Source organism: Azoarcus sp. Soil_N_20, from assembly GCF_057656155.1.
This window is the reverse complement of record NZ_JBDGKX010000002.1, coordinates 606905-625930: the sequence shown is the minus strand read 5'-3', so window position 1 is coordinate 625930 and position 19026 is coordinate 606905. Positions and strand designations below refer to the sequence as shown.

The window sequence follows — 19026 nt, the reverse complement described above, 5'->3', positions numbered from 1 at the left end:
CCACGGGTATGCACAATGAGCGGGACAGCCACCGGCGATACGCCTCTCAATGCCTGCAATGGAAGGACTCCAACGACGGAAGACGAACGAATGACGGACTCAGGCCAATTCGGACCGGGATATGATGAACAAGACATCGTCGGTTATCGCCGACAGGAACCGCATGCCCGGAAATCGGGTTTTTCTACACCGTCGTTAGGCCCCAAATTTACGAGGGAAGCATGGCAAAAGAACTAACCTGGCGTGGGGCAATCGACAAAGTTTTGGGGACGGCTACGACTCCGCTCCATTATAAAGAGATCACCGACAAAATCCTCGCGGATTGTTTGCGGACGAGCCTAGGTGCAACCCCAGCCGCGACCGTAAACGCACAAATCACCGCGTCAATAAAGCGTGACGGTGAAAAATCACCCTATATTCGCGTTGGCAAGGGGACCTTTGCATTGGCAAAGGCCGGCCCGTTTCAACCACAGCCTGTCAAGGACAAGTTGACACCCGAAGTCGAAGAATCGGAAGAGACCGAAGAGCAGTACGACATTGTTACCTCCTTCGGTATGTTCTGGCGCCGCGATGCAATCCAATGGGTTGCAAGGCCAAAGCTCCTCGGCATGCAACAGATCGGCGCCACCCCCGTCGATTTCAACAAACAACTCGGCATCTATTTGTTGTACGACGGGCGAGAGGTCATCTACATTGGCCGTACGACAGATAGACCGCTGGGGCGTCGCTTGTTCGAGCACACGTTTGATCGCATGGCTGCCCGTTGGGACCGTTTCTCATGGTTTGGGCTTTTGCCAGTCTCAGAAGCTGGCCTTCTAGGCGTACTTCCCGCCACATACGAAGCCGCAAAGATGATCCCAGCGCTTGAGGCGATCTTGATTGAAGCGCTAGAACCTCGCCAGAACAGAAAGCGAGGTGATGATCTGTCCGCGGTTGAGTACATTCAACGAGAAGACCCTGAAATACAAAGGAAAAGGGTTAAAGCCTCACTTGAGGCAGCTCTTGAAAAAATGTAATGGCCGCACAGATCACTCAACGCCGACCCATTCGGCGCGGGTTAATTCAGGCGTTGAGCGGTTGCTTCCGTAGCCCGGTCATGCCCTGTGGCGGGCTGAAGCCCCGCCCCACAGAAAACCATCGCTGCCTATAAATGCGACTGGCGACACAGGCAAAGTGCCTGCCGATCACTGCGACCACCTTCACCTGCAAATCCCGACCAAAGGCGCTCACCCATCCTGCGGCAGCGCATACGTCACCGCACTCCCACTCACCTTCACATATCCGCGCTTGACCAGCTCCGAGCACACCACGTCGATGGTCGATGCCGGCAGTTCCTTGCCCAGCTTCGCATGTATCGTGCTGTGCAAGGTACTGGTCTTTGTCGGCTTCGTTGCCTTGGTCGTCACCAGATGCGCGAGGGCGAGACGCCACAGCTCTTCGAAGCTGGGCGCCCCGGCCGGCGGTGCCGATGGCACGACATCCGCCGGCTTGATCAGGGCCGGAATCGGCTTCGCAGCGGCGAAACAGGGCATCTCCTCGATGCTGGCCGATCGTGCGGAGAACACCTTGCGCGATTTCAAGTGCTGGATCAACGGATCGAATCCGGTGTCCTTCGAGATGATGTGAAAGAACCCGTCCGGGTTCTCGGTTGCCAGCCGTCCGAGATGAAACGCCAGGTGAAAATCCAGCGCGTTGGTCCCGGTTGCCTCGAGAACGACATACTCCGCCCGTTCGCCAAAGTCCTGCATCGCCAGCACGAGATCGACCGGCAGTTTGGTGTTCTTCGGCCCGAGAAACACGATCACGCGGAAGTGCTCGCCCGTGAGCAGGTCGAGCGATTTCACATGGACGTTCTCGAAGTCGATCAGCACATGGTTCGTTCGCAAGTTTCACTCCGGTTCTGCGACCATCGGACCGCAGACGCCTATATTGACATCGTTCCGCAGCGTCCTTTGTCATTGAGCAGGGCAATCTGGATTGCCGGGATCAACAGTAACGGCTCTTGATGCCATTATCCTCGGGGCGGCCCGACGAGGTGCAGTCCAACTGCATGGCGATGAGGACCTATTTCTCATATCAGCTTTGAAAACCACATGAAAACCCACGGCACCCCCACCAAATGGAATGACGATCGCGGCTTCGGCTTCATCACGCCGGCGGAGGGCGGAACGGAGGTCTTCGTGCATGTATCGGCCTTCCCGCGCGACGGCCAGCGACCGTGCGTGGGTGAGACGCAGGGCTTCGAGATAGAGACCGGCCCGGACGGGCGCAAGCGGGCAAAGGCGCTGAGCCGGCCACAGCAGGCTTCGTCTCCGCGTCCAACACCCCGTGCGGTGCCCCGGATGGCGATGGAACGGCGCCCCAGACGCAGCCTGCTCGGACGCATCCTGCCGCTGGCGGTGGCAAAGAATCAAGAATCAATGGGGTCAGACACCATTGACTCCCTCGACATGCTTGCAAGCAACAGTGGAGAAATCGGGGCCATCCACTTTGGTGGCATCCGTCCGTACAGTGAGCAAAGCTCGCCGCCTGGCGACAAGCAGCCCGAGCCGTCCGACCACTCAGGGTTTGGGCTGCTTTAGAATGGGGCCCCAAGTTTCTTGTCCTGCGTTTGCATGCGTCCAAATTACGCCGCCATTCTCGAAACCATCCAAGCCGAAGTCCAGCCGCTGATCGGCCAGGGCGAGCTCGCCAGCTACATTCCGGAGCTGGCCAAGGTGCCGATCGAGCGCTTCGGCATGGCGGTCCACCTGCTCGACGGCACCATCTACAAGGTTGGCGATGCCGACACCCGGTTTTCGCTGCAGAGCGTCACCAAGCTGTTCGCGCTGGCGCTCGCCTTCTCCCGCGAGGGCGATGCGATCTGGAAGCGGGTTGGGCGCGAGCCGTCGGGTAATCCGTTCAATTCCCTGGTTCAGCTCGAGTATGAGCGCGGGATCCCGCGCAACCCCTTCATCAACGCCGGCGCGCTGGTGATCACCGACATCCTGACGTCGCGCTTCGTGCAGGCCGACATTGCGGTGTTGCAGTTCATGCGCATGCTCTCGAACGAGTCGGGCATCGATCTCGATCCGGCCGTTGCCCGCTCCGAGCGCGCCACTGGCCACCGTAACAGCGCGATGGCGCACTTCATGAAGGGCTTCGGTAACTTCGACAACGACGTCGACCACGTCATCGACAACTACTGCCGCCAGTGCTCGATCACGATGACCTGCGTGGAACTGGCCCGGGCCGGCGGTTTCCTGGCACAGCACGGTACGGTGCCGTGGAACGGCGTGAAGGTGCTCGAACGCAGCCCGGCCAAGCGCCTGAACGCGCTGATGCTCACCTGTGGCACCTATGATGCGGCAGGGGACTTCGCATATCGGGTCGGGTTGCCCGCCAAGAGCGGCGTCGGCGGCGGCATCCTCGCCGTGGTGCCTGGGGAGGCGACGGTCGTCGTCTGGTCGCCCGGGTTGGATCCGAATGGCAATTCGCTGGTGGGAACGTATGCGCTCGAGCGGTTCACCGATTTGACGGGGCAGTCGATATTCTGAGATCAACAGGATCAGACACCATTGATTCCCTGGCCATGCATGTGAGCAACAGCACGCGCTGCCCTGCCGCACTACCGATAGGCGGGAGGAGTTTCGCTTGATTCCGTCGGGCTTGGGAGGCTCACACCATGAAGGACGAGAACTGCGATCCCGCCCCCACCCTCGGGGTAACGGACGAGTCACCCGAGGTCGAGGTGGTGATCGAGGTGCCGCGAGGCTGTTTCCTGAAACGCGGCTCCACCGGGCACATCGATTTCATTTCGCCCCTCCCGTGTCCGTTCAACTACGGCTCGGTGCCGAATTACTTGGGGCTTGAAGGCGATTTGCTGGATGCGCTGGTGCTCGGGCCGCGTTTGCCCCTCGGTACTCGCCTTCGGATCAGGGCGCGGGGCGCGGTGACCATGACCGACCGCGGCATGAGCGACGACAAACTGATCTGCAGCGCCGCCCCGCTGACCGAGGCGGAGCGCGAAAAGGTGCTCCGTTTCTTCCGCCTCTACGCGCGCTGCAAGGCACTACTCAACCGCTGGCGCCGCAGCCCGGGCCGCAACGCCTGCGAGGGTTGGCGTACGGCCAGCGATGCGATCGCTCGTGCCGCACCCGTTGACGGCACCTGGAAAGGGCCTCCGGTCACGTTCTGAGATGTTCTGGCACGCCAGTTCAGCGAAACAAAAAATATGCATGCCCTGCGCATTTTTCAGTTCCCCCGAGGCTGCTCACTGCGCCGCGTCCTCTGTGCCGCCGGCCTCCGCGTCGCGCTCCCGGGCCATCTTTCGGGTCCACGCCTCGTAGCACTCGCGGGCGCAGAAGTTTTCCTCATAGTCCATGTCGTCAGGGTCGTAGGCCGCCGAGAGCGGCATCTTCTTCATGCACTCGGCGCAATTGACCTCCGGGTCGGACGAGATCTTGTCGGGATGTATGTCTGGCATCACGATTCTCCATTCTCCGTTTGCGGCTCACAGCCCGCGCTTCGCATCGCCGTCTGTACCCGTTCGAGCCCGACCAGGTTGGCCGCGTCGCGCGGGCTCAACCCTTCGTCGTCGGCCCGCACGCAGACCGTCTTCCAGACGCGCCCGAGCACCGCTTCGAGCCCGTCGAACACGCGCTCGCGCGGCCTGCGTTCCGGCAAACCGGACCCGCGTCCGCCTGCAGATGACGTGTGTAAGGGAAGACAGGCCCGGCGGAGCGGAGTTTCAGCACAAGCCTGCACCGGCGAAGATGAAAGTGGTGGAAAGTCTCGCTACGCGATCACTCAACTTGAAAAATGCCCGAGGGTGCGCCCTGCCCTACTCGAGCAGGAAGTCGCGGATGAGCCCGAGGCGGGCGCGGCGCGTCTCGTCGTCCCGGTCCATGAAGGGGTGGTCGTATTCGGGCCGTACTTCGGTGCGCGCGCCGAGGGTCTTTGCCTGGCCGAGCAGTTCCGCCGAATCGCGCACCGGCACCACGGTATCGCGCTCCCCTGCGATGAGCAGCAAGTCGGATGCATCGGCGGGGAGCTTGCCCACGGGGTCGTATCGGGCCGGGCAGCCGAGGCCGGAGATGCGGCTCGGGGTGGAATCGATCACGGCGCGGTCGTATTCGGCGCCCGCGCCGATGACGTTGAGCATCACCACGCCGCCGAAGGAGATGCCGTACAACAGGCGCCGGCCGTTCGCCGGGATGAGCAGCGCGTCGGCCATCTCGCGGTAATCGCCGACGATCGCCTGCAGGCGCCGCCGGCCCTCCGAGGCGCCGTAGCCGCGGTAGTCGAAGATGTAGACCTCGAGCCCAGCCTCGGCGAAGCCGCTCAGGCTCGTGAGGATCTGATCGGAAAGCATGGCATTGCCCTGGGCAACCAGCAGCGTGCCGGCCACCGCGCCGCCGGGGGCGGTGCTGCCGAGCTTGTAGCCGCGCAGCAGGCGGCCGTCACGGGTGCGGTAGGTGGTCGCCTCGGCGTTGGGGACGGCCTCAGCCCGGCCGGGGTCGGGCTTGCCGGCGAGCCGGCTCCACATCATGAAGACGAAGGGCTCCTTGAGCCAGCCGCAAACGCTCGTCTCGGGATTCGGCGGGTTTCCCGCCGAAGCACACCCGCCCAGCGTCAGCGCGAGGTACGTGGAAAAGAAACGGCAGATGGGTCTCAACTACGGGGCTCCCGGTCGCGAGGGCGGCGCTGTCGTGTTCCGATCTTCAGGATAGCCAGCCTTGATGGATACTCAAGCGAACTGGGGCCCATGGCCGATACCGCATTGGTCCATCCCTTCATGTTTGCGCAAACAGTGCTTGATCCACGCAGCAAACCAGGCTCCACTGTTACCCCCGAACGCCCAAGCGTAAGATGTACAGAATTCTGCACATCTTGTGCGATTCAGGAGGCCATCATGGGCATTTCCGCACGCGACATCATTCCCCTCTCGCACGCGAGAGCGAACTTCTCCGAGCTGGCCGAAGAGGTCAAAGGCGGTGCCGAGAAGATCATTACCAAGAACGGCGAGAGCTATGTCGCCCTGATCGACGCCAGCCGTCTGGATTACTACCATCAGCTGGAGCGCGAGCGCATTCATCTGCTGCTGATCGACGACGCCTCCAAGGGACTCGACGACCTTGCCGCTGGCAAGGTGAAGGACGCCCGCAGCGTGATCCAGTCCATCAAGCGCCGCCGTAGCGCCTGAGTTCGGGCGGGGTTACTTGTGGCGAGAAAACCGGTCGTCAAACTCAGCGCGAATTTCGAGCGCAACCTCGAAGACATCGAACGTTTCCTGACCGAAGCAGAAGTGCCGCAGGCCTTCGACGGCTTGCTCGATGAACTGCTCGACACGGTGATTCCCAACCTCGAGCGCTTCCCGGAAATGGGGCGGCCGTTCATGGCCCGCCAGCCGCGCTCCGTCGAAACAACGAATGCGCTGGCAGTACTGCGCGCAAAGTTGTCGGCACTGACACCGGATACGGACGCTTTGCGTGAATACTTCCTCAAGGATTACCTGCTGCTCTACGCGTTGATTGGTGGGGCGATTTATCTCCTCGCCATCCGACACCAGCGCCAGCTATCGCTTGATTTCGAGGGGCATTGGGGACACTAGGCTCATGCCATAGTGCGAGCGCGGTCGCCGCTGCAACAGGCGGTCGCGCACGCCGAACCGGCCACTCACCCTCGACAATAATTGGCCAAAAAGGGAAATTTGGGTATATTTCCCTCATTCCCTCGCGGAGCATCGAACATGGTTCAATCCCTCAAGCTGGATGCGCTCGGCAGCCTTTCCCATACCCCGGCCTCCGACGTCAAGCGGCTCGGCTGGCGTGGGGTGATGAAGGCGGTGGGCAGCAAGGGCAAGATCGTCGTCACCAACCATAACGAGCCCGAAGCGGTGATCCTGTCGATCGCCGAGTACACCGCGCTCTTCGACGCACTGGCCGCACCGGACGACAACCAGGCGCTGGAGGCACTGCGGCGCCGCTTCGACGAGCGCCTGGCCACCTTGCAGGCCGACGATGCCAGTGATCGGCTGCGCGCGCTGATTCGCTCTCCCGCCAAGTTGAACGGCAAGCTCAAGGCCGGTAGCCGTAGCTGATGCCGCGCCCGGTCGTCTTTGTGCTGGCGGGCGTCAATGGTGCCGGCAAGAGTTCGGTCGGCGGTTACCTGCTGGAACAGGCCGGGCTGTCCTGGTTCAACCCTGATCACTACGCCCGCGAGCTGCACGCCGCCACGGGCTGTTCGCAAACCGAGGCCAATGCCGACGCCTGGCAGGAAGGCATGCGCCGCCTGGACGCGGCTCTGACCAAGAGGCAGGCGTACGCCTTCGAAACCACCCTGGGGGGCAAGGCCGTACCCGCACGGCTGAAGGCAGCGGCTGCGACCCATGACCTGATCGTCTGGTTCTGCGGCCTGAACTCGCCCGAGCTGCACCTCGCCCGGGTCCGGGCCCGCGTTGCGGCCGGCGGTCACGACATTGCGGAAGCCAAAATCCGCGAACGCTGGGTGAACTCGCGCGCGAACCTGATCGCACTGATGCCCCACCTCGCCTGCCTGCGCGTGTTCGACAACAGCGCCGCAGCCGCACCCGACGGCACGATCCCCGACCCCTTGCCGGTGCTGGAGATGGTTGAAGGCCGCACCCTGTGGCCCACCGCGCCGGAAGACTTGCGCCATACGCCGGACTGGGCGAAGCCGCTGGTCGAGGCGGCCCTGTCGCTCGCGCCACCGTCCTGAGGGGGCAAGCCATCCGCGATCGCAAAAAGTGGCCCCGGATCGGCATGAACCCGTCTTGAACATGTCGGACGCATTGGCTATACCTCAACTACTGCAAATGCCAGGCGCGTGGATCCGTACCGGATCGACGCGAACGCGGCAGGTGCCACCGGCAATCCATCGCCGGCTGTCCGTAAGACCGCACTCGCCTGAAGAGGAGGTCGATATGGCGATTCGCGTCTTGATGGTGACGGATGGCGAGGGCAGTTACCACGAAGCCGGCGAGCGCTTCGGCCTGACCGAACTGGTCGGCGCCCTGGAGGCGGCGGGTACTTGCGTGGTGACCAAGGCCCACCGCTGGCCCGATACGGTGTCCCATACGGCGGGCGCCGACATCACCGGATTCCGCTTCAATGGCTCGTACTTCAATCCGGACGACTACGACGAGGTCTGGCTGATGGGCTTCGCCAGCAGCAATCCGGACGGCCCCTACGGCGATCCCGACGAACACGTGCTGAGCAACGCCGAGGCGGAGGTGCTGGGCGCATTCATGAACGGCGGCGGCGGCGTGTTCGCGACCGGCGACCATGACGACCTGGGGCGTGATCTGTGCGGCAAGGTGCCGCGGGTGCGCAATATGCGCTACTGGGAAGCCGACTATTCGGTGTGGGATGCCTATGTCGGCGGCCAGGATTTCAAAAGCATCGTGCCCGACCCAAGCCGGTCGCCGGTTCCGATCGGCCCCTACCGCCTCGATACGCTGCAGACCGGGCACAACGCGCACTTCGAGTTCCAGGACCAGTCCGACGACGTCCCACAGCAGATCCGGCCGGTCATGCACGTGGTGAGCGAGCACGTCAGCGGCGTGGCCGGCGGCGTGTTCGGCGTTCGCGAACTGGCGCCGCACCCGCTGTTGTGCGGCGCAAACGGCATCATCCGGGTGCTTCCGGATCACATGCACGAGGGCCGCTGTCGCATACCGGACGATCTGGCGAGCACTTTCACCATTTCCGGCACCGACCACGACGAGTTCCCGGAGGTGCCCGGCGGAGGCGCCCGCGTGTCACCGGAGGTCGTGGCCTGGGCGCGTGTGAAGGCGCGGACCAAGGACCCGTATTTCGACGACCCCACCGAGTCGGTGCGTGATCCGAACACCGATGTGCATGCCGACGAGTATCCGGTCATTGCGGCCTACAACGGCCGCCCGGCGAGCGTGGGACGCGTGGTGGTGGACGCGACCTTCCACCATTTCGTCAATATCAACGTCAGCGGGGTGAAGCCGGAGTTTGCCTACGAACCGGACCCGCAGACAGCGATCAAGTCGCAGGGATTCAACGCATCGGCGGCCGGCCAGGCGCACTACGCACAGATTCGCGAATACTGGCGCAACATCGCGCGCTGGATCGCGCGCCCCTCGGCCACGCGTGCCGCCGGCTGGGCAAGCATTGCCAGCGTGGCGAGCGATCCGCGGCTCAAGCAGACCACGCCACGCGGTCGTGCCGACACCGTGCCGGCCGGGGCGCTGGTGCGATATGGTGCATCCGCGTGGAAGTTGTTCGGCGAGCAGATGTCGGACTGCCACGTGATGGATTTTTTCATCGACATCGCGATACCGCACCCGATGTCCTATCTGATACCGAGCCTGTTCATCAAGCTGACCCTGCCCGACCCGCCGCCATACGAACGGATCCGTCGCGATCTCAAGCTCGACCGCCGCGAGTTGCTTTATTACGCCATGGGAGCGGCCATGCTCGAGTTGCGCCAACCCGAATTGCGCCAGGCCCTGCTGAGCCGCCGGCTGACCGCCGAGAAGGGGCTGGCCGTGTTCAGCGCGGCGGCGCAGACCGGACTGCAGCGCGGGCTGGAAGACCAGATGCACAATGCGGAACGCGCGCTGTCGGCGCTGCAACAGGCGGTGGCTGGGCAGGGAACAGAGCGCAGGCCGCCAGCCCGGCTGACCCGCCCGCAACTCGCGGGCTCGCGACCGAGCCTGCATTTGTTACTTCGGGCGTCTGTGCCGCGATAACGATCGACATCCCGATCGTCCGGGCAGCGCCATTTCGCATTGGCACAAGAGGAGAAATCAATGAGAGCGTTTCGTTCCCTTGCGGCAATTGCCGTATTGGCGATCAGTTCGTTTGCCAGCGCCGCCGATGGATTGGTGGTTGTCAAAAGCCCTTATGGCGCCAAGGAAACCATGGACCGGTTAGGCCAGTGAATTCAGACGTTTAACCAATAGTGGAGCAATACCTTGAGCATCACGTCACCCAAGCAGGTTGCAGCGTCACTTACCGAACACTGGTCCCCTCGCGTTATTGCCGAGGTTGACGATTCATACATCAAGGTAGCCAAAGTCGAGGGCTCGCTGGCGTGGCACAGCCATGAAAACGAAGACGAGCTTTTTCTCGTCCTCAAAGGCCGCTTGCGCATTGAAATGGAAGATCGTTCAGTTGAACTGTCTGAAGGCGAGATGTTCGTTGTTCCCAAGGGCGTCCGACACAACCCTGTAGCCGAGCACGAGTGCCATATCATGTTGATTGAGCGTAAATCGACGCTCCATACGGGAAATGTTGCTACCGAAAAGACCCGGTCGCTTGCCGAGCAATTACGCCCGATATGACACGCCCGTTCGCGCAGCTGCTTGACTCATCGCCCCACGCTGCCGGGTTGCGCCGGTCAGCTCAGCGCCGGGCGTCGGCAGTTCTCGGACCGGAGCGTTCATGAAGATCATTGGACTTATCGGCGGCATGAGCTGGGAGTCGACCATTCCCTATTACCGTCAAATCAACGAGACGATCAGAGAACGCCTGGGCGGCCTGCATTCGGCCAGGATCGTCCTCTTCAGCGTCGACTTCCACGAAATCGAGCGACTTCAGCATGCCGATGACTGGGAAGCCGCCGGAGCCATCCTGGCCGATGCCGCTCGCGCACTGGAAGCGGCGGGCGCATCCTTCCTGGTTCTGTGCACCAATACAATGCACAGGGTGGCCTCCAGCATTGAGGCGGCCGTTGCCATTCCCCTGTTTCACATTGCCGATCCAACGGCCACCGAAATCAAGCGCGCGGGTCATTCAACTGTTGGCCTGCTCGGTACGCGGTTCACCATGGAACAGGCCTTCTACCGCGACCGATTGAGTGCGCGTCACGGCCTTCAGGTCATCGTTCCGGATTCGAAAGACCGCGAGACTGTTCACCGCATCATCTACGGCGAGCTGTGCCTTGGTGTGGTCAAGCCGGAGTCGCGCGGTGAGTATCGACGAATCATGGAAAGCCTTGCGTCCCAAGGCGCAGAGGCCATCATTCTCGGGTGTACGGAGATATCCCTGCTGGTTGGCCAGCACGACGCTGCAGTCCCGCTGTTCGACACCACCACCATTCACGCGCGCATGGCCGCCGAGAAGGCGCTTTTCCCATGACGTCCGACTCGAATGGTGGGGGCCCCGGAGTGTCGAGTTGCCGCATCGACCACCTTACCGTCACCGCACCAACGCTTGAAGTCGGCGCTGAGTTTGTACGTCAGTCGCTCGGGATCGCGCCTCAGCCTGGCGGGGAACATCCCCGCATGGGAACGCACAATCTTCTTCTGCGGCTGGGCGATTCCTTGTTCCTGGAAGTCATCTCCCCTAACCCCGAGGCTCCCGCGCCAACGAGGCCCCGCTGGTTTGCGCTCGACACCCTGCGCCCGCATTCGGCGCCTGCGCTCTCCACCTGGGTAGCGCGAACCCCCGACATACACGCAACCGCTTCCGCTTGCTCGGAAGCACTTGGAAATATCGAGCCTATGAGCCGTGGCGCGCTCAATTGGCTCATCACCATTCCCACTGATGGCGCCCTTCCGTTGGACGGCATCGCCCCTTCACTCATCGAGTGGCAAACGGAAGCACACCCGGCGACCAAGCTCCAGGATCATGGGCTGTCTCTCGTCGAGCTCGAACTTTTTCATCCGGAGCCAGAGCGTATCTCTCGCTTGCTGCGGTCGATCGGCATCGAGGGGGCGCTTTCTGTTTCGCCATCGAGCGGTGAGCGCGGTGCATACCTGGTCGCGCACATCGATACTCCGCAGGGGCTTCGTTTGCTATGAACGCGGCGGCCGCTCCCCTGCTCCGCCAGTGTGCTGCAGCCTGATCGGCGAAATACTTCCGGTCGAGCAGCACCGTGATCTGCTTCTGATCATCAGGCTCGCATGTGGCGGCCAAGCGCCGACTGCCTGGCTTCGAGGAACTTCGTCAGAAGCTGGGGATAGTCGTCGCGTACGGCATCTCTTACCGAGGGACGCATCGCGAGCGCGTCGCGCCATGCGCCGACTTTTGGCTGCCCGGCAAAGAAACCAAAGTCCTTGATTTGGTCAAAGACGTCGAAATAGCGAAACACCGGACCAAATACGGCATCGACAATGCTGAAGGGCTCGCCGGTGAAATACGGGCCGTCGCCCAGAATGGCCTCGATCTGGTCGAATTTCCGGCGGATATCCAGCGCTGCGCGCTGGAGCGCATCCTCGTCTTTCGCCGAGTAGAACGCGCCGATCGCATTGAGGATGGACGACCCGAACTCCATCCAGCCACGGTGCCGGGCACGATCGACCGGGTTCGCGGGGTGCAGACGGGGCTCGATGGCATCCTCGAGATATTCACAGATCGCAGCGGATTCGAAGATCGGGGTGTCCTCGACCAGCAGCACGGGCGTTTTCCCGAGCGGCGAAATCGCCAGAAACCACGCTGGCTTGTTGGCCAGATCGATCTCCTTGCGAACACAAGCGATGCCCTTTTCGGTCAGCACGATGACGATGCGTTGCACGTAAGGGCACAGCGGATGACTGATCAGGGTCAGGTTCGACATGCTTCTCTCCAATTGAGCTGAGCTGAAGCGCAGTCTAGAATTGCACAGTCGCAACATCAATAGCGAGCCATGCAAACTGTGAATGCAGAAGCGCAATACCGCCTCACTCCTGCCGATCTGGAGATTCTTCTGGCGGTGGTGCGTGGCGGCTCGCTGGCCGCTGCCGGGGAGCGACTCCGTATCGACGGTTCGACGGTGTTTCGCGCTATTCAGCGCATCGAGCGTGGATTGGCGCAATCGTTGTTCGAACGCACGCGATCGGGCTACCTGCCGACGGAAACGATGCAGTCGCTTGCGGTACACGCGGAACGGCTCGAAGCAGAGCTCGAGGCTGCGCGATCAGTCGTTCAGACCGAGCCAGACAAGGTTTCCGGTTCGGTCCGGATCAGCACGACCGATACCATCCTGCACGGACTGGTTGCGCCTGCGCTTGCGGCATTGCACGAGACTCATTCGCTGCTGACATTCGACCTGCATACCGGCAACGAAGCGGCAAACCTGAGCAGACGGGATGCGGATATTGCAGTCCGGGCCACAAGGCGTCCTCCCGAGCATCTGGTGGGAAAGCACCTGGGGCCGATTCGTGTTGCGCTGTACGCGCCGGAGAGGAGCCCGCTCGGTTCGTTGGAGGATGCATTGGCTCCAGCGGTATCGTGGATTGCCCCCGATGACGACTTGCCGGAACATCCCTCGGTACTCTGGAGAAAACGCCATTTCCCCAAGGTTTCCCCGGTCTATCTGGTGTCGAGCATCCTCACCGCGGCCGAGTTGGTCGGCATGGGCCTGGGCGTAGCGGTCCTTCCTTTGTTCCTGGCCGAAGGTCGAAGTGAATTGAGGAAGGTCTCGGAGGTCATTGACGAATGCCAGACCGAGCTTTGGCTTCTGGCACACCCCGAGTCGCGACACCTGCGCCGCGTTTCAACGGTTTTCGGACACCTGGCGCAGACGGTTGTACTGAATTGACCGGGCATTGTTCGCAGACGGCTGTCTTACATCAGCCGTAGGGTCAGGACGCCAGGCACGGGGCGATACCCGACTTACAGCACGCGTTCGATCTGCGCGTAGTCGCCACTCGTCTGCAGCGTAACGGTGACCGCGGCGCCCGAACGGTTGCGCCAGAACCAGCCATGCTTGCCATCGAAGGCGGCCTGCAGTGTGCCGGCATCGGCGGTTTCATTCTTGCCCTTGCCATAGCCGTGGTAGAAACCCTTCGGTGCCTTGTGCGGATCTCCATGGGTGTCGTAATTGACCGGGCCGCCGACCGTGGACCACTTGTACTGGACGCTGGCGTCCTTTTGCATGGTCAGCTTGATCTCCGCGGCCTCGCCGGGCTTCAGCCTGATCGTCACCGTATGTTCGCGCGCCGGCGCCACCGCTGCGGCGGACTCCTCGGCGGGTGTCGTCGCTGCGGGCGGCGCCGCGGCCGATGCCGCTTGCTCGTGACCGGCTTGCTGCCCTTGCTCGAGACCCTGAGCTTGCGGCACGGCCGTGGTCGCGACTGCCGCGGGTAGCGCTGCGGCGGCCGGAGCAAGGTCTGCCGCGGCGCGCGCCTGTTCGGCGTTCGCCTCGGTCGCGAGCGAAACCTTGATCTCGCCCATCCGGGCAAGACCGAGGGCACGGCCGACACCGGTGGGATCGATGCCGTACTCGGCCGGCAGCACGGTGGTGACGAGCAGGCCGGCTGCGATCAACGCCGCGATGGCGGTGGAGCGCAGCAATTGACGGGTGCTCGGCAATTCGGCCCGGGTCGGAAGATCGGTGTTGTACATGAGTCAGGACTCCGCAGGAATCAGGAAATGAAGAGGCCGGTCAGCTGGTACCCGATCAGCATGAACCCGGCGCACATCATGGCGACGTTGGCGGTGTAGGCATGCTTCAGGAATGCGGCGGTACGCCGCCAGTAGCCCATCGCGATCAGGATCGCGCCCAGTGCGAGCAGCTGGCCGATTTCGACGCCGACGTTGAAAGCCAGCAAATTCGGCAGCAGGCCGTCCGGGGCGATCTCGAATTCCTGGATCTTCGCCGCCAGGCCGAAGCCATGGAACAGGCCGAAAACCAGGGTTGCGATCCTGGTGTCGGGCTGCACGCCGAACCAGCGTTGATAGGCGCCGAGGTTGTCCAGCGCCTTGTACACCACGGACAGACCGATGATCGCGTCGATCAGATACGGGTTCACATTCACCCCGGCATAAACGCCGTAAAGCATCGTCACCGAGTGGCCGATCGCAAACAGGCTGACGTAGAGCGCGATGTCCTTCAGTTTGTAGAGGAAGAAAATCACCCCGGCGAGAAACAGCAGATGGTCGTAGCCCGTGACCATGTGCTTCGCGCCGAGATAGGTGAAGGGCAACAACTGCGTGCCGCTTATCTCCTGGATATAGCCCTTGTCGCCGTCGGCCACGCCATGGGCGTGAGCGGCAGCGCTCACCAGCAAGTAGAGCAGCGCGGCAGTGGCGAGGTGCAGGAACGGGCCGGATGCCGACCGCCCCCGGACCGAGAACAGTAGAGTCATGGATCGCTTCCGATGAGTTTGAGTCACGGCCCCACCGTCGATGAAGACGCGGACCGTCAGTGTCCGGGTATGGTAACGGACATCAGTCTCGCCGGCAGCGTCCACGGCCCCACGGATCGCAGGGCATCGAGCTCTCAGGCTTGCGGAACGCCGGCCAGGCGCAAGCCCTCGAGGTAGCGCTCCACCTGGTCCTGCTCGCGCAGATAGAAGAGCTTCTCGCGGGCGAAGCGGCAGGAGAAGCGCGGCATTTCGCGCAGCAGCCGCTCGCCGGTGCGGCGTGCATCGTCGAGCCGGTCGAGATGGGCCAGCGCGACCGCGCGGTGGGCGCACGTCCAGTATTGGCAGTTGGGGATGCTCGCGGCGCGGTCGGTCCATTGCAGCGCGGTGGCGTACTCGCCCATGAAGATCATCGCCAGCGCACCGTAGGAGTAGAAGGCCCACAGTTGCGGATCGTTCGGGCTCAGCGCAATCGCCCGGTCGAAGCAGTGCATCGCTTCCTCATAGCGCTTCTCGTAGGTGAACGAATCGCCGAGGCCGCAGTGCGCAGCGGCGAACGAGGGGTTGAGCGCGATCGCCGCCTGGTTCTCGGCGATCGCCTGGTCGTACTCGCGCCGGGCCAGCAGCACGCGGGCGCGCAGCGCGTGGAAGGTGGCGTTCTGGCCGTCGATCTCCAGTGCCCGGTCGCAGGCGGCCAGGGCGTCGTCGAGCAGCTCGGCGGTGGGCGGCGTTTCCCAGTAGATCATGCCGAGGATCAGCGCGTAGGCCCACCAGGCGAAGGCTTCGCCCAGCAGCGGGTCGAGCTCCTGGCTGCGACGCAGCAAGCGCTGGGCCTCGACGTTGTCGGGCCCGGTGAACTTGTAGAAGTGATGGATGCCGAGGTGGTAGCAGTCCCAGGCCTGCAGGTCCGGGGGCCGCGACTGGACCAGCTTGTTGCGTTCGGCGAAGCCGATCTCGGGCTCGAGCCGCGCGGCGATCATCTCGGTGATCTCGTCCTGCACCACGAAGATGTCCGCCAGTTCGCGATCGTAGTGCTCCGCCCATTTGCTGTGTCCGCTGTGCGTATCGACCAGTTGCACGCCGACACGAACCCGGTTGCCGGCCCGCCGCACGCTGCCCTCGACCACGTAATCGACCCGCAGCGTGGCGCCGATCTCGCGCACGTCCACCGCCCTGCCCTTGTAGCCGAAACTGGTGTTGCGGGCGATGACGTCGATCCAGCGATGCTTGGACAGCCGCGCCATCAGGTCGGCGGTGACGCCGTCCGAGAAATACTCCTGATCGGGATCCGCCGACAGATTGCTGAACGGCAACACGGCGACCGCCGGCCGTGCCGCGTGGCCGGCGCCGGTTGACCCTGCGGCGACGGCCGATGCCGCCGGCGGCGTCCCGAACCCCCGCTCGACCGCTGCCGGTGGCGCCTCGCCGGGCCGCTCGGGAGCCGCGTCCTCGGCGGCGCTGCTGCTGGCGTCCGCGGCGCTGCTGCTGACCTCGGCGACAAAGCGGAACCCCTTCCGGTGGACCGTGCGGATGCAGCGCTGGGCCTGGCCGTCATCGTCGAGGGCCTGGCGGGCGGCCTTGATGCGACTGCTGACCGCGGCCTCGGAAACGACCCGGCCGTGCCAGATCTTGTCGATGATCTCGTCCTTGCTCACCATCCGGCCGCAGTTCTCGACCAGCAGCACCAGCAATTCGAGAACCTGCGGCTCGAGATGGATCGGTGTGCCCTCGCGACTCAACTCGAAGCGGTCCGTATCGAGGGAGAACGCGTCGAAGCTGTAGCGCATGACCGCACCTCACGGTGAGACCCCGCGGGCGCCACCGGACCGATCCACGTCCGAACGGGACGCGATTCCGGAGGTGGACCATGGCGACTGGGTCGATGTTATCGATGGTAGGCCAAGCTCCATGAATTCTCCACAACAAGACCACTTGCCCTGCAAGTGTCGCGGCAGCGTCGTCCATAAGATGGAATCGCTGCCGGCACCCAGCCCAAGCAACCCCAACGGAGGATTCAACCATGAGCACGAACCAGCAAACCGAACAGAAGTACCTCGTCAATTGCAACCACGGCGCCGACGACGTCGAGCGCGCCACAATCGCCTTCGTCCTGGCGGTGACGGCCTCGAAAACCTGCGAGACCGCCGTCTTCGCCTCTGCCGCTGCGGCCGGAATCTGCGTCCGCGGCGGTGCCGATGATCTGGTGGCCGAAGGCTACGAGCCGCTGGCCGATCTGATGGCCGCGTACCGCACCAACGGCGGCAAGATCTGGCTGTGCCCGGCCTGCGCCAAGGCCAAGGGTCTCACCCAGGCCGATCTCAACGACGGGGTCGAGATCGCCGGTGCGCCGCGCACCATGGCTTTCCTGGCCAGCGGCGCACAGGTGCTCGCGTAGGAGCGGCACCGGGCCGGCCGCCGCCGTGCGTGCCGGCCCCTCCCCTCCCGGCGGCCCGCCCCAGGGCGGGCCGCCGATCGGAAGCGAAGGAGTCGGACCATGAACAGTGAGCAAGCGGAATGCGGCAATCTCGGCCGGTGGCTGGCGCAGCTCGGCGGGGATCTCGACCGCTACCTGAAGTTCGAGCATCCGGACGCAATGCAGGCGCCGGACCGGTGGCGTACGGCCCTCGAGCAGCCGCTGCCGGCGCGCGGCGTCGGCATCGCCGCGGTGATGGACGAAATCGGCCATTACCTGATTCCCAACGGCTCGCAGATCCCGAACCCGGGCTCGACCGCCTTCATCACCACCGGGGCCACCTCGGTCGGCGCGCTGGCAACCGTGGCCGGCGCAGTCGCCTCCCCACAGCGACTCGGCCTGACTGCTTTCAGCTTCCTCGAGGAGCTGTCGCTGCAGTGGATGGCCGAAATGTTCGAGTTGCCGCCCGCCATGAAAGGTCTGTACAGTAGCGGCGGTTCGGTGGCCAACCTGGTGGCGTTGGGCGCGGCGCGCCAGGCCGCCTTCGAGGGCATCGGCGTCGACCCGGCCCGCGACGGCCTGTGTCGGCCGAGCCGCATCTATGCCACCGCGGCCAGCCACCATACGATCCGGCGCGCCGCGGCGGTGCTCGGCATGGGGCGCGAAGCGGTGGTGATGGTCGCCGGCGACCGGATGGGGCGCATGATTCCGGACCAACTGCGGCGCCATCTCGAACGCGACGCCGACGCCGCGCTGCTGCCGGTGGCGGTGGTCGCCAACGCGGGCACCACCAACGCCGGTGCGATCGACGATCTGCGCGCGCTCGGCGAGATCGCCCATGAGCACGGCGTGTGGTTCCACGTGGACGGTGCCTACGGCTTGCCGGGCATCCTCGATCCCAGGCTTCGGCCGCTGTACGACGGCCTCGCGCTGGCCGACTCGGTGGTGGTGGATCCCCACAAGTGGCTGGGGGCGCCGGTCGGCATCGGGGCGACCTTCGTGCGCGACCGTGCGCTGCTCAACCGCGCCTTCACCCAGACCGCGGCCGACTACCTGGAAGGGGCCTGCAGCGAAGACGCGGCGACCCACTCGATGGACGGCCTCGGCATTCCGTATGCCGACTTCGGCGTCGAGCTGTCGGCGCCGTCGCGCGGCGCGGTGGTGTGGGCGCTGCTGCGCGAGATCGGCCGCGACGGCCTCTCCGAGCGGGTGTGCCGGCACAACGCGATGGCCCGCCACGTGGCCGAGCGTGCCGCGGGCCACCCGGAGCTGGAGGTGGTGCAGGCGCCGACGCTGTCGATCTGCTGCTTCCGCTACGTCGGCGGCAACGCGGACGACCTCAACGCGCTGAACCAGCGCATCCACCGCGAACTCGTGCATCGCGGGCGCAGCATGCCCAGCACCACGGTGATCAACGGTGCGCTGGCGATCCGCCCGTGCTTCGTCGGCGCGCGCACCACCATGGCCCATGCCGATGCACTGGTGGATGAGGTCATCGAGATCGGCAGGGTGTTGACGACGGGCCGCGCGTCCCTTGCATCTGCGGCAAAACTGATCCAATAAACCAATA

24 protein-coding genes are annotated in these 19026 nt (G+C 63.8%); 16 read left to right on the top strand and 8 right to left on the bottom strand.

The features are described 5' to 3' along the window. Nucleotides 1-221: 221 nt before the first annotated feature. Nucleotides 222-1016 (top strand): winged helix-turn-helix domain-containing protein, encoded by a 795-nt coding sequence (locus AC3A35_RS07415; protein ID WP_487435361.1) that lies wholly within the window; start codon nucleotides 222-224, stop codon nucleotides 1014-1016. 210 nt (nucleotides 1017-1226) lie between these two features. Here the strand turns inward: AC3A35_RS07415 and AC3A35_RS07410 are convergent, their stop codons facing one another. Further along, nucleotides 1227-1886 carry a PIN domain-containing protein gene (locus AC3A35_RS07410; RefSeq protein ID WP_487435359.1) on the bottom strand — a complete coding sequence of 220 codons (660 nt, stop codon included), beginning with the start codon at nucleotides 1884-1886 and terminating at the stop codon, nucleotides 1227-1229. A gap of 207 nt (nucleotides 1887-2093) precedes the next feature. Between AC3A35_RS07410 and AC3A35_RS07405 the strand changes: the two genes are divergently transcribed. From AC3A35_RS07405 to AC3A35_RS07395, 3 genes are all read left to right on the top strand, one after another. After that, nucleotides 2094-2582: a cold-shock protein gene (locus tag AC3A35_RS07405; RefSeq protein WP_487435358.1), complete on the top strand. Its 489-nt coding sequence runs from the start codon at nucleotides 2094-2096 to the stop codon at nucleotides 2580-2582. A 33-nt stretch (nucleotides 2583-2615) separates the two neighbouring features. After that, nucleotides 2616-3536: a glutaminase gene (locus tag AC3A35_RS07400; protein ID WP_487435357.1), complete on the top strand. Its 921-nt coding sequence runs from the start codon at nucleotides 2616-2618 to the stop codon at nucleotides 3534-3536. Between the two features lie 128 nt (nucleotides 3537-3664). Continuing rightward, nucleotides 3665-4177, top strand: a complete 513-nt coding sequence (locus AC3A35_RS07395; protein WP_487435356.1) for an inorganic diphosphatase — start codon at nucleotides 3665-3667, stop codon at nucleotides 4175-4177. Between the two features lie 75 nt (nucleotides 4178-4252). Here AC3A35_RS07395 and AC3A35_RS07390 read toward each other — a convergent pair whose 3' ends face one another. The 3 genes from AC3A35_RS07390 to AC3A35_RS07380 form a co-directional block, all read right to left on the bottom strand. After that, a complete protein-coding gene (locus tag AC3A35_RS07390) occupies nucleotides 4253-4465 on the bottom strand; it encodes a DUF3330 domain-containing protein (protein WP_487435355.1) in 213 nt (70 codons plus the stop codon). Next, a complete protein-coding gene (locus tag AC3A35_RS07385) occupies nucleotides 4465-4665 on the bottom strand; it encodes a hypothetical protein (protein WP_487435353.1) in 201 nt (66 codons plus the stop codon). Before AC3A35_RS07385 ends, AC3A35_RS07390 begins: the two co-directional genes overlap by 1 nt. Nucleotides 4666-4822: 157 nt before the next feature. Next, nucleotides 4823-5656 (bottom strand): alpha/beta hydrolase, encoded by an 834-nt coding sequence (locus AC3A35_RS07380; RefSeq protein ID WP_487435352.1) that lies wholly within the window; start codon nucleotides 5654-5656, stop codon nucleotides 4823-4825. A gap of 237 nt (nucleotides 5657-5893) precedes the next feature. Between AC3A35_RS07380 and AC3A35_RS07375 the strand changes: the two genes are divergently transcribed. The 9 genes from AC3A35_RS07375 to AC3A35_RS07335 all read left to right on the top strand — a co-directional run bounded on the left by AC3A35_RS07375 (nucleotide 5894) and on the right by AC3A35_RS07335 (nucleotide 11779). Next, on the top strand, nucleotides 5894-6184 hold the full coding sequence (locus AC3A35_RS07375) for a type II toxin-antitoxin system Phd/YefM family antitoxin (RefSeq protein ID WP_487435350.1): 291 nt from the start codon (nucleotides 5894-5896) through the stop codon (nucleotides 6182-6184). Nucleotides 6185-6202: 18 nt separating this feature from the next. After that, entirely contained in the window at nucleotides 6203-6592 is a 390-nt protein-coding gene (locus AC3A35_RS07370; protein ID WP_487435349.1) for a type II toxin-antitoxin system RelE/ParE family toxin, read from the top strand. Between the two features lie 138 nt (nucleotides 6593-6730). Further along, entirely contained in the window at nucleotides 6731-7081 is a 351-nt protein-coding gene (locus AC3A35_RS07365; protein ID WP_487435347.1) for a type II toxin-antitoxin system prevent-host-death family antitoxin, read from the top strand. Further along, nucleotides 7081-7719: an ATPase gene (locus AC3A35_RS07360; protein ID WP_487435346.1), complete on the top strand. Its 639-nt coding sequence runs from the start codon at nucleotides 7081-7083 to the stop codon at nucleotides 7717-7719. The genes AC3A35_RS07365 and AC3A35_RS07360 overlap by 1 nt, the downstream gene beginning before the upstream one ends. A 205-nt stretch (nucleotides 7720-7924) precedes the next feature. Beyond that, nucleotides 7925-9724 (top strand): hypothetical protein, encoded by a 1800-nt coding sequence (locus tag AC3A35_RS07355; protein WP_487435345.1) that lies wholly within the window; start codon nucleotides 7925-7927, stop codon nucleotides 9722-9724. A 60-nt stretch (nucleotides 9725-9784) separates the two neighbouring features. Then, nucleotides 9785-9916, top strand: coding sequence for a hypothetical protein (locus AC3A35_RS07350; protein ID WP_487435343.1), 132 nt, complete (start codon nucleotides 9785-9787; stop codon nucleotides 9914-9916). Between the two features lie 33 nt (nucleotides 9917-9949). Next, complete coding sequence (locus tag AC3A35_RS07345; protein ID WP_487435342.1) at nucleotides 9950-10318, top strand: cupin domain-containing protein; 369 nt, start codon at nucleotides 9950-9952, stop codon at nucleotides 10316-10318. A 100-nt stretch (nucleotides 10319-10418) separates the two neighbouring features. Further along, a complete protein-coding gene (locus AC3A35_RS07340; RefSeq protein ID WP_487435341.1) occupies nucleotides 10419-11114 on the top strand; it encodes an aspartate/glutamate racemase family protein in 696 nt (231 codons plus the stop codon). Further along, nucleotides 11111-11779 carry a VOC family protein gene (locus tag AC3A35_RS07335; protein ID WP_487435340.1) on the top strand — a complete coding sequence of 223 codons (669 nt, stop codon included), beginning with the start codon at nucleotides 11111-11113 and terminating at the stop codon, nucleotides 11777-11779. Before AC3A35_RS07340 ends, AC3A35_RS07335 begins: the two co-directional genes overlap by 4 nt. A 92-nt stretch (nucleotides 11780-11871) precedes the next feature. Here AC3A35_RS07335 and AC3A35_RS07330 read toward each other — a convergent pair whose 3' ends face one another. Then, entirely contained in the window at nucleotides 11872-12534 is a 663-nt protein-coding gene (locus tag AC3A35_RS07330; RefSeq protein WP_487435338.1) for a glutathione S-transferase family protein, read from the bottom strand. A 69-nt stretch (nucleotides 12535-12603) separates the two neighbouring features. Here AC3A35_RS07330 and AC3A35_RS07325 point away from each other — a divergent pair, with 69 nt between their 5' ends. Next, nucleotides 12604-13497, top strand: coding sequence for a LysR family transcriptional regulator (locus tag AC3A35_RS07325; RefSeq protein WP_487435337.1), 894 nt, complete (start codon nucleotides 12604-12606; stop codon nucleotides 13495-13497). 74 nt (nucleotides 13498-13571) lie between these two features. Here AC3A35_RS07325 and AC3A35_RS07320 read toward each other — a convergent pair whose 3' ends face one another. From AC3A35_RS07320 to AC3A35_RS07310, 3 genes are all read right to left on the bottom strand, one after another. Next, a complete protein-coding gene (locus tag AC3A35_RS07320) occupies nucleotides 13572-14303 on the bottom strand; it encodes a transmembrane anchor protein (protein ID WP_487435336.1) in 732 nt (243 codons plus the stop codon). 20 nt (nucleotides 14304-14323) lie between these two features. Next, nucleotides 14324-15046, bottom strand: a complete 723-nt coding sequence (locus AC3A35_RS07315) for a HupE/UreJ family protein (RefSeq protein ID WP_487435334.1) — start codon at nucleotides 15044-15046, stop codon at nucleotides 14324-14326. A gap of 134 nt (nucleotides 15047-15180) precedes the next feature. Then, on the bottom strand, nucleotides 15181-16830 hold the full coding sequence (locus tag AC3A35_RS07310; protein WP_487435333.1) for a winged helix-turn-helix domain-containing tetratricopeptide repeat protein: 1650 nt from the start codon (nucleotides 16828-16830) through the stop codon (nucleotides 15181-15183). Nucleotides 16831-17063: 233 nt separating this feature from the next. Here AC3A35_RS07310 and AC3A35_RS07305 point away from each other — a divergent pair, with 233 nt between their 5' ends. Continuing rightward, entirely contained in the window at nucleotides 17064-17438 is a 375-nt protein-coding gene (locus AC3A35_RS07305) for a DsrE family protein (protein ID WP_487435331.1), read from the top strand. Nucleotides 17439-17537: 99 nt separating this feature from the next. Beyond that, nucleotides 17538-19019, top strand: coding sequence for a pyridoxal phosphate-dependent decarboxylase family protein (locus AC3A35_RS07300; protein ID WP_487435330.1), 1482 nt, complete (start codon nucleotides 17538-17540; stop codon nucleotides 19017-19019). Nucleotides 19020-19026 lie beyond the last annotated feature (7 nt).

What these genes read in the sequence shown, in the direction of transcription:
- AC3A35_RS07405 (WP_487435358.1), top strand. Translation starts at nt 2,094, where the DNA reads ATGAAAACCCACGGCACCCCCACCAAATGGAATGACGATCGCGGCTTC.
- AC3A35_RS07375 (WP_487435350.1), top strand. Translation starts at nt 5,894, where the DNA reads ATGGGCATTTCCGCACGCGACATCATTCCCCTCTCGCACGCGAGAGCG.
- AC3A35_RS07360 (WP_487435346.1), top strand. Translation starts at nt 7,081, where the DNA reads ATGCCGCGCCCGGTCGTCTTTGTGCTGGCGGGCGTCAATGGTGCCGGC.
- AC3A35_RS07320 (WP_487435336.1), bottom strand. Translation starts at nt 14,303, where the DNA reads ATGTACAACACCGATCTTCCGACCCGGGCCGAATTGCCGAGCACCCGT.
- AC3A35_RS07335 (WP_487435340.1), top strand. Translation starts at nt 11,111, where the DNA reads ATGACGTCCGACTCGAATGGTGGGGGCCCCGGAGTGTCGAGTTGCCGC.
- AC3A35_RS07305 (WP_487435331.1), top strand. Translation starts at nt 17,064, where the DNA reads ATGAGCACGAACCAGCAAACCGAACAGAAGTACCTCGTCAATTGCAAC.
- AC3A35_RS07415 (WP_487435361.1), top strand. Translation starts at nt 222, where the DNA reads ATGGCAAAAGAACTAACCTGGCGTGGGGCAATCGACAAAGTTTTGGGG.
- AC3A35_RS07400 (WP_487435357.1), top strand. Translation starts at nt 2,616, where the DNA reads ATGCGTCCAAATTACGCCGCCATTCTCGAAACCATCCAAGCCGAAGTC.
- AC3A35_RS07315 (WP_487435334.1), bottom strand. Translation starts at nt 15,046, where the DNA reads ATGACTCTACTGTTCTCGGTCCGGGGGCGGTCGGCATCCGGCCCGTTC.
- AC3A35_RS07395 (WP_487435356.1), top strand. Translation starts at nt 3,665, where the DNA reads ATGAAGGACGAGAACTGCGATCCCGCCCCCACCCTCGGGGTAACGGAC.
- AC3A35_RS07310 (WP_487435333.1), bottom strand. Translation starts at nt 16,830, where the DNA reads ATGCGCTACAGCTTCGACGCGTTCTCCCTCGATACGGACCGCTTCGAG.
- AC3A35_RS07390 (WP_487435355.1), bottom strand. Translation starts at nt 4,465, where the DNA reads ATGCCAGACATACATCCCGACAAGATCTCGTCCGACCCGGAGGTCAAT.
- AC3A35_RS07365 (WP_487435347.1), top strand. Translation starts at nt 6,731, where the DNA reads ATGGTTCAATCCCTCAAGCTGGATGCGCTCGGCAGCCTTTCCCATACC.
- AC3A35_RS07355 (WP_487435345.1), top strand. Translation starts at nt 7,925, where the DNA reads ATGGCGATTCGCGTCTTGATGGTGACGGATGGCGAGGGCAGTTACCAC.
- AC3A35_RS07330 (WP_487435338.1), bottom strand. Translation starts at nt 12,534, where the DNA reads ATGTCGAACCTGACCCTGATCAGTCATCCGCTGTGCCCTTACGTGCAA.
- AC3A35_RS07325 (WP_487435337.1), top strand. Translation starts at nt 12,604, where the DNA reads ATGCAAACTGTGAATGCAGAAGCGCAATACCGCCTCACTCCTGCCGAT.
- AC3A35_RS07300 (WP_487435330.1), top strand. Translation starts at nt 17,538, where the DNA reads ATGAACAGTGAGCAAGCGGAATGCGGCAATCTCGGCCGGTGGCTGGCG.
- AC3A35_RS07340 (WP_487435341.1), top strand. Translation starts at nt 10,419, where the DNA reads ATGAAGATCATTGGACTTATCGGCGGCATGAGCTGGGAGTCGACCATT.
- AC3A35_RS07350 (WP_487435343.1), top strand. Translation starts at nt 9,785, where the DNA reads ATGAGAGCGTTTCGTTCCCTTGCGGCAATTGCCGTATTGGCGATCAGT.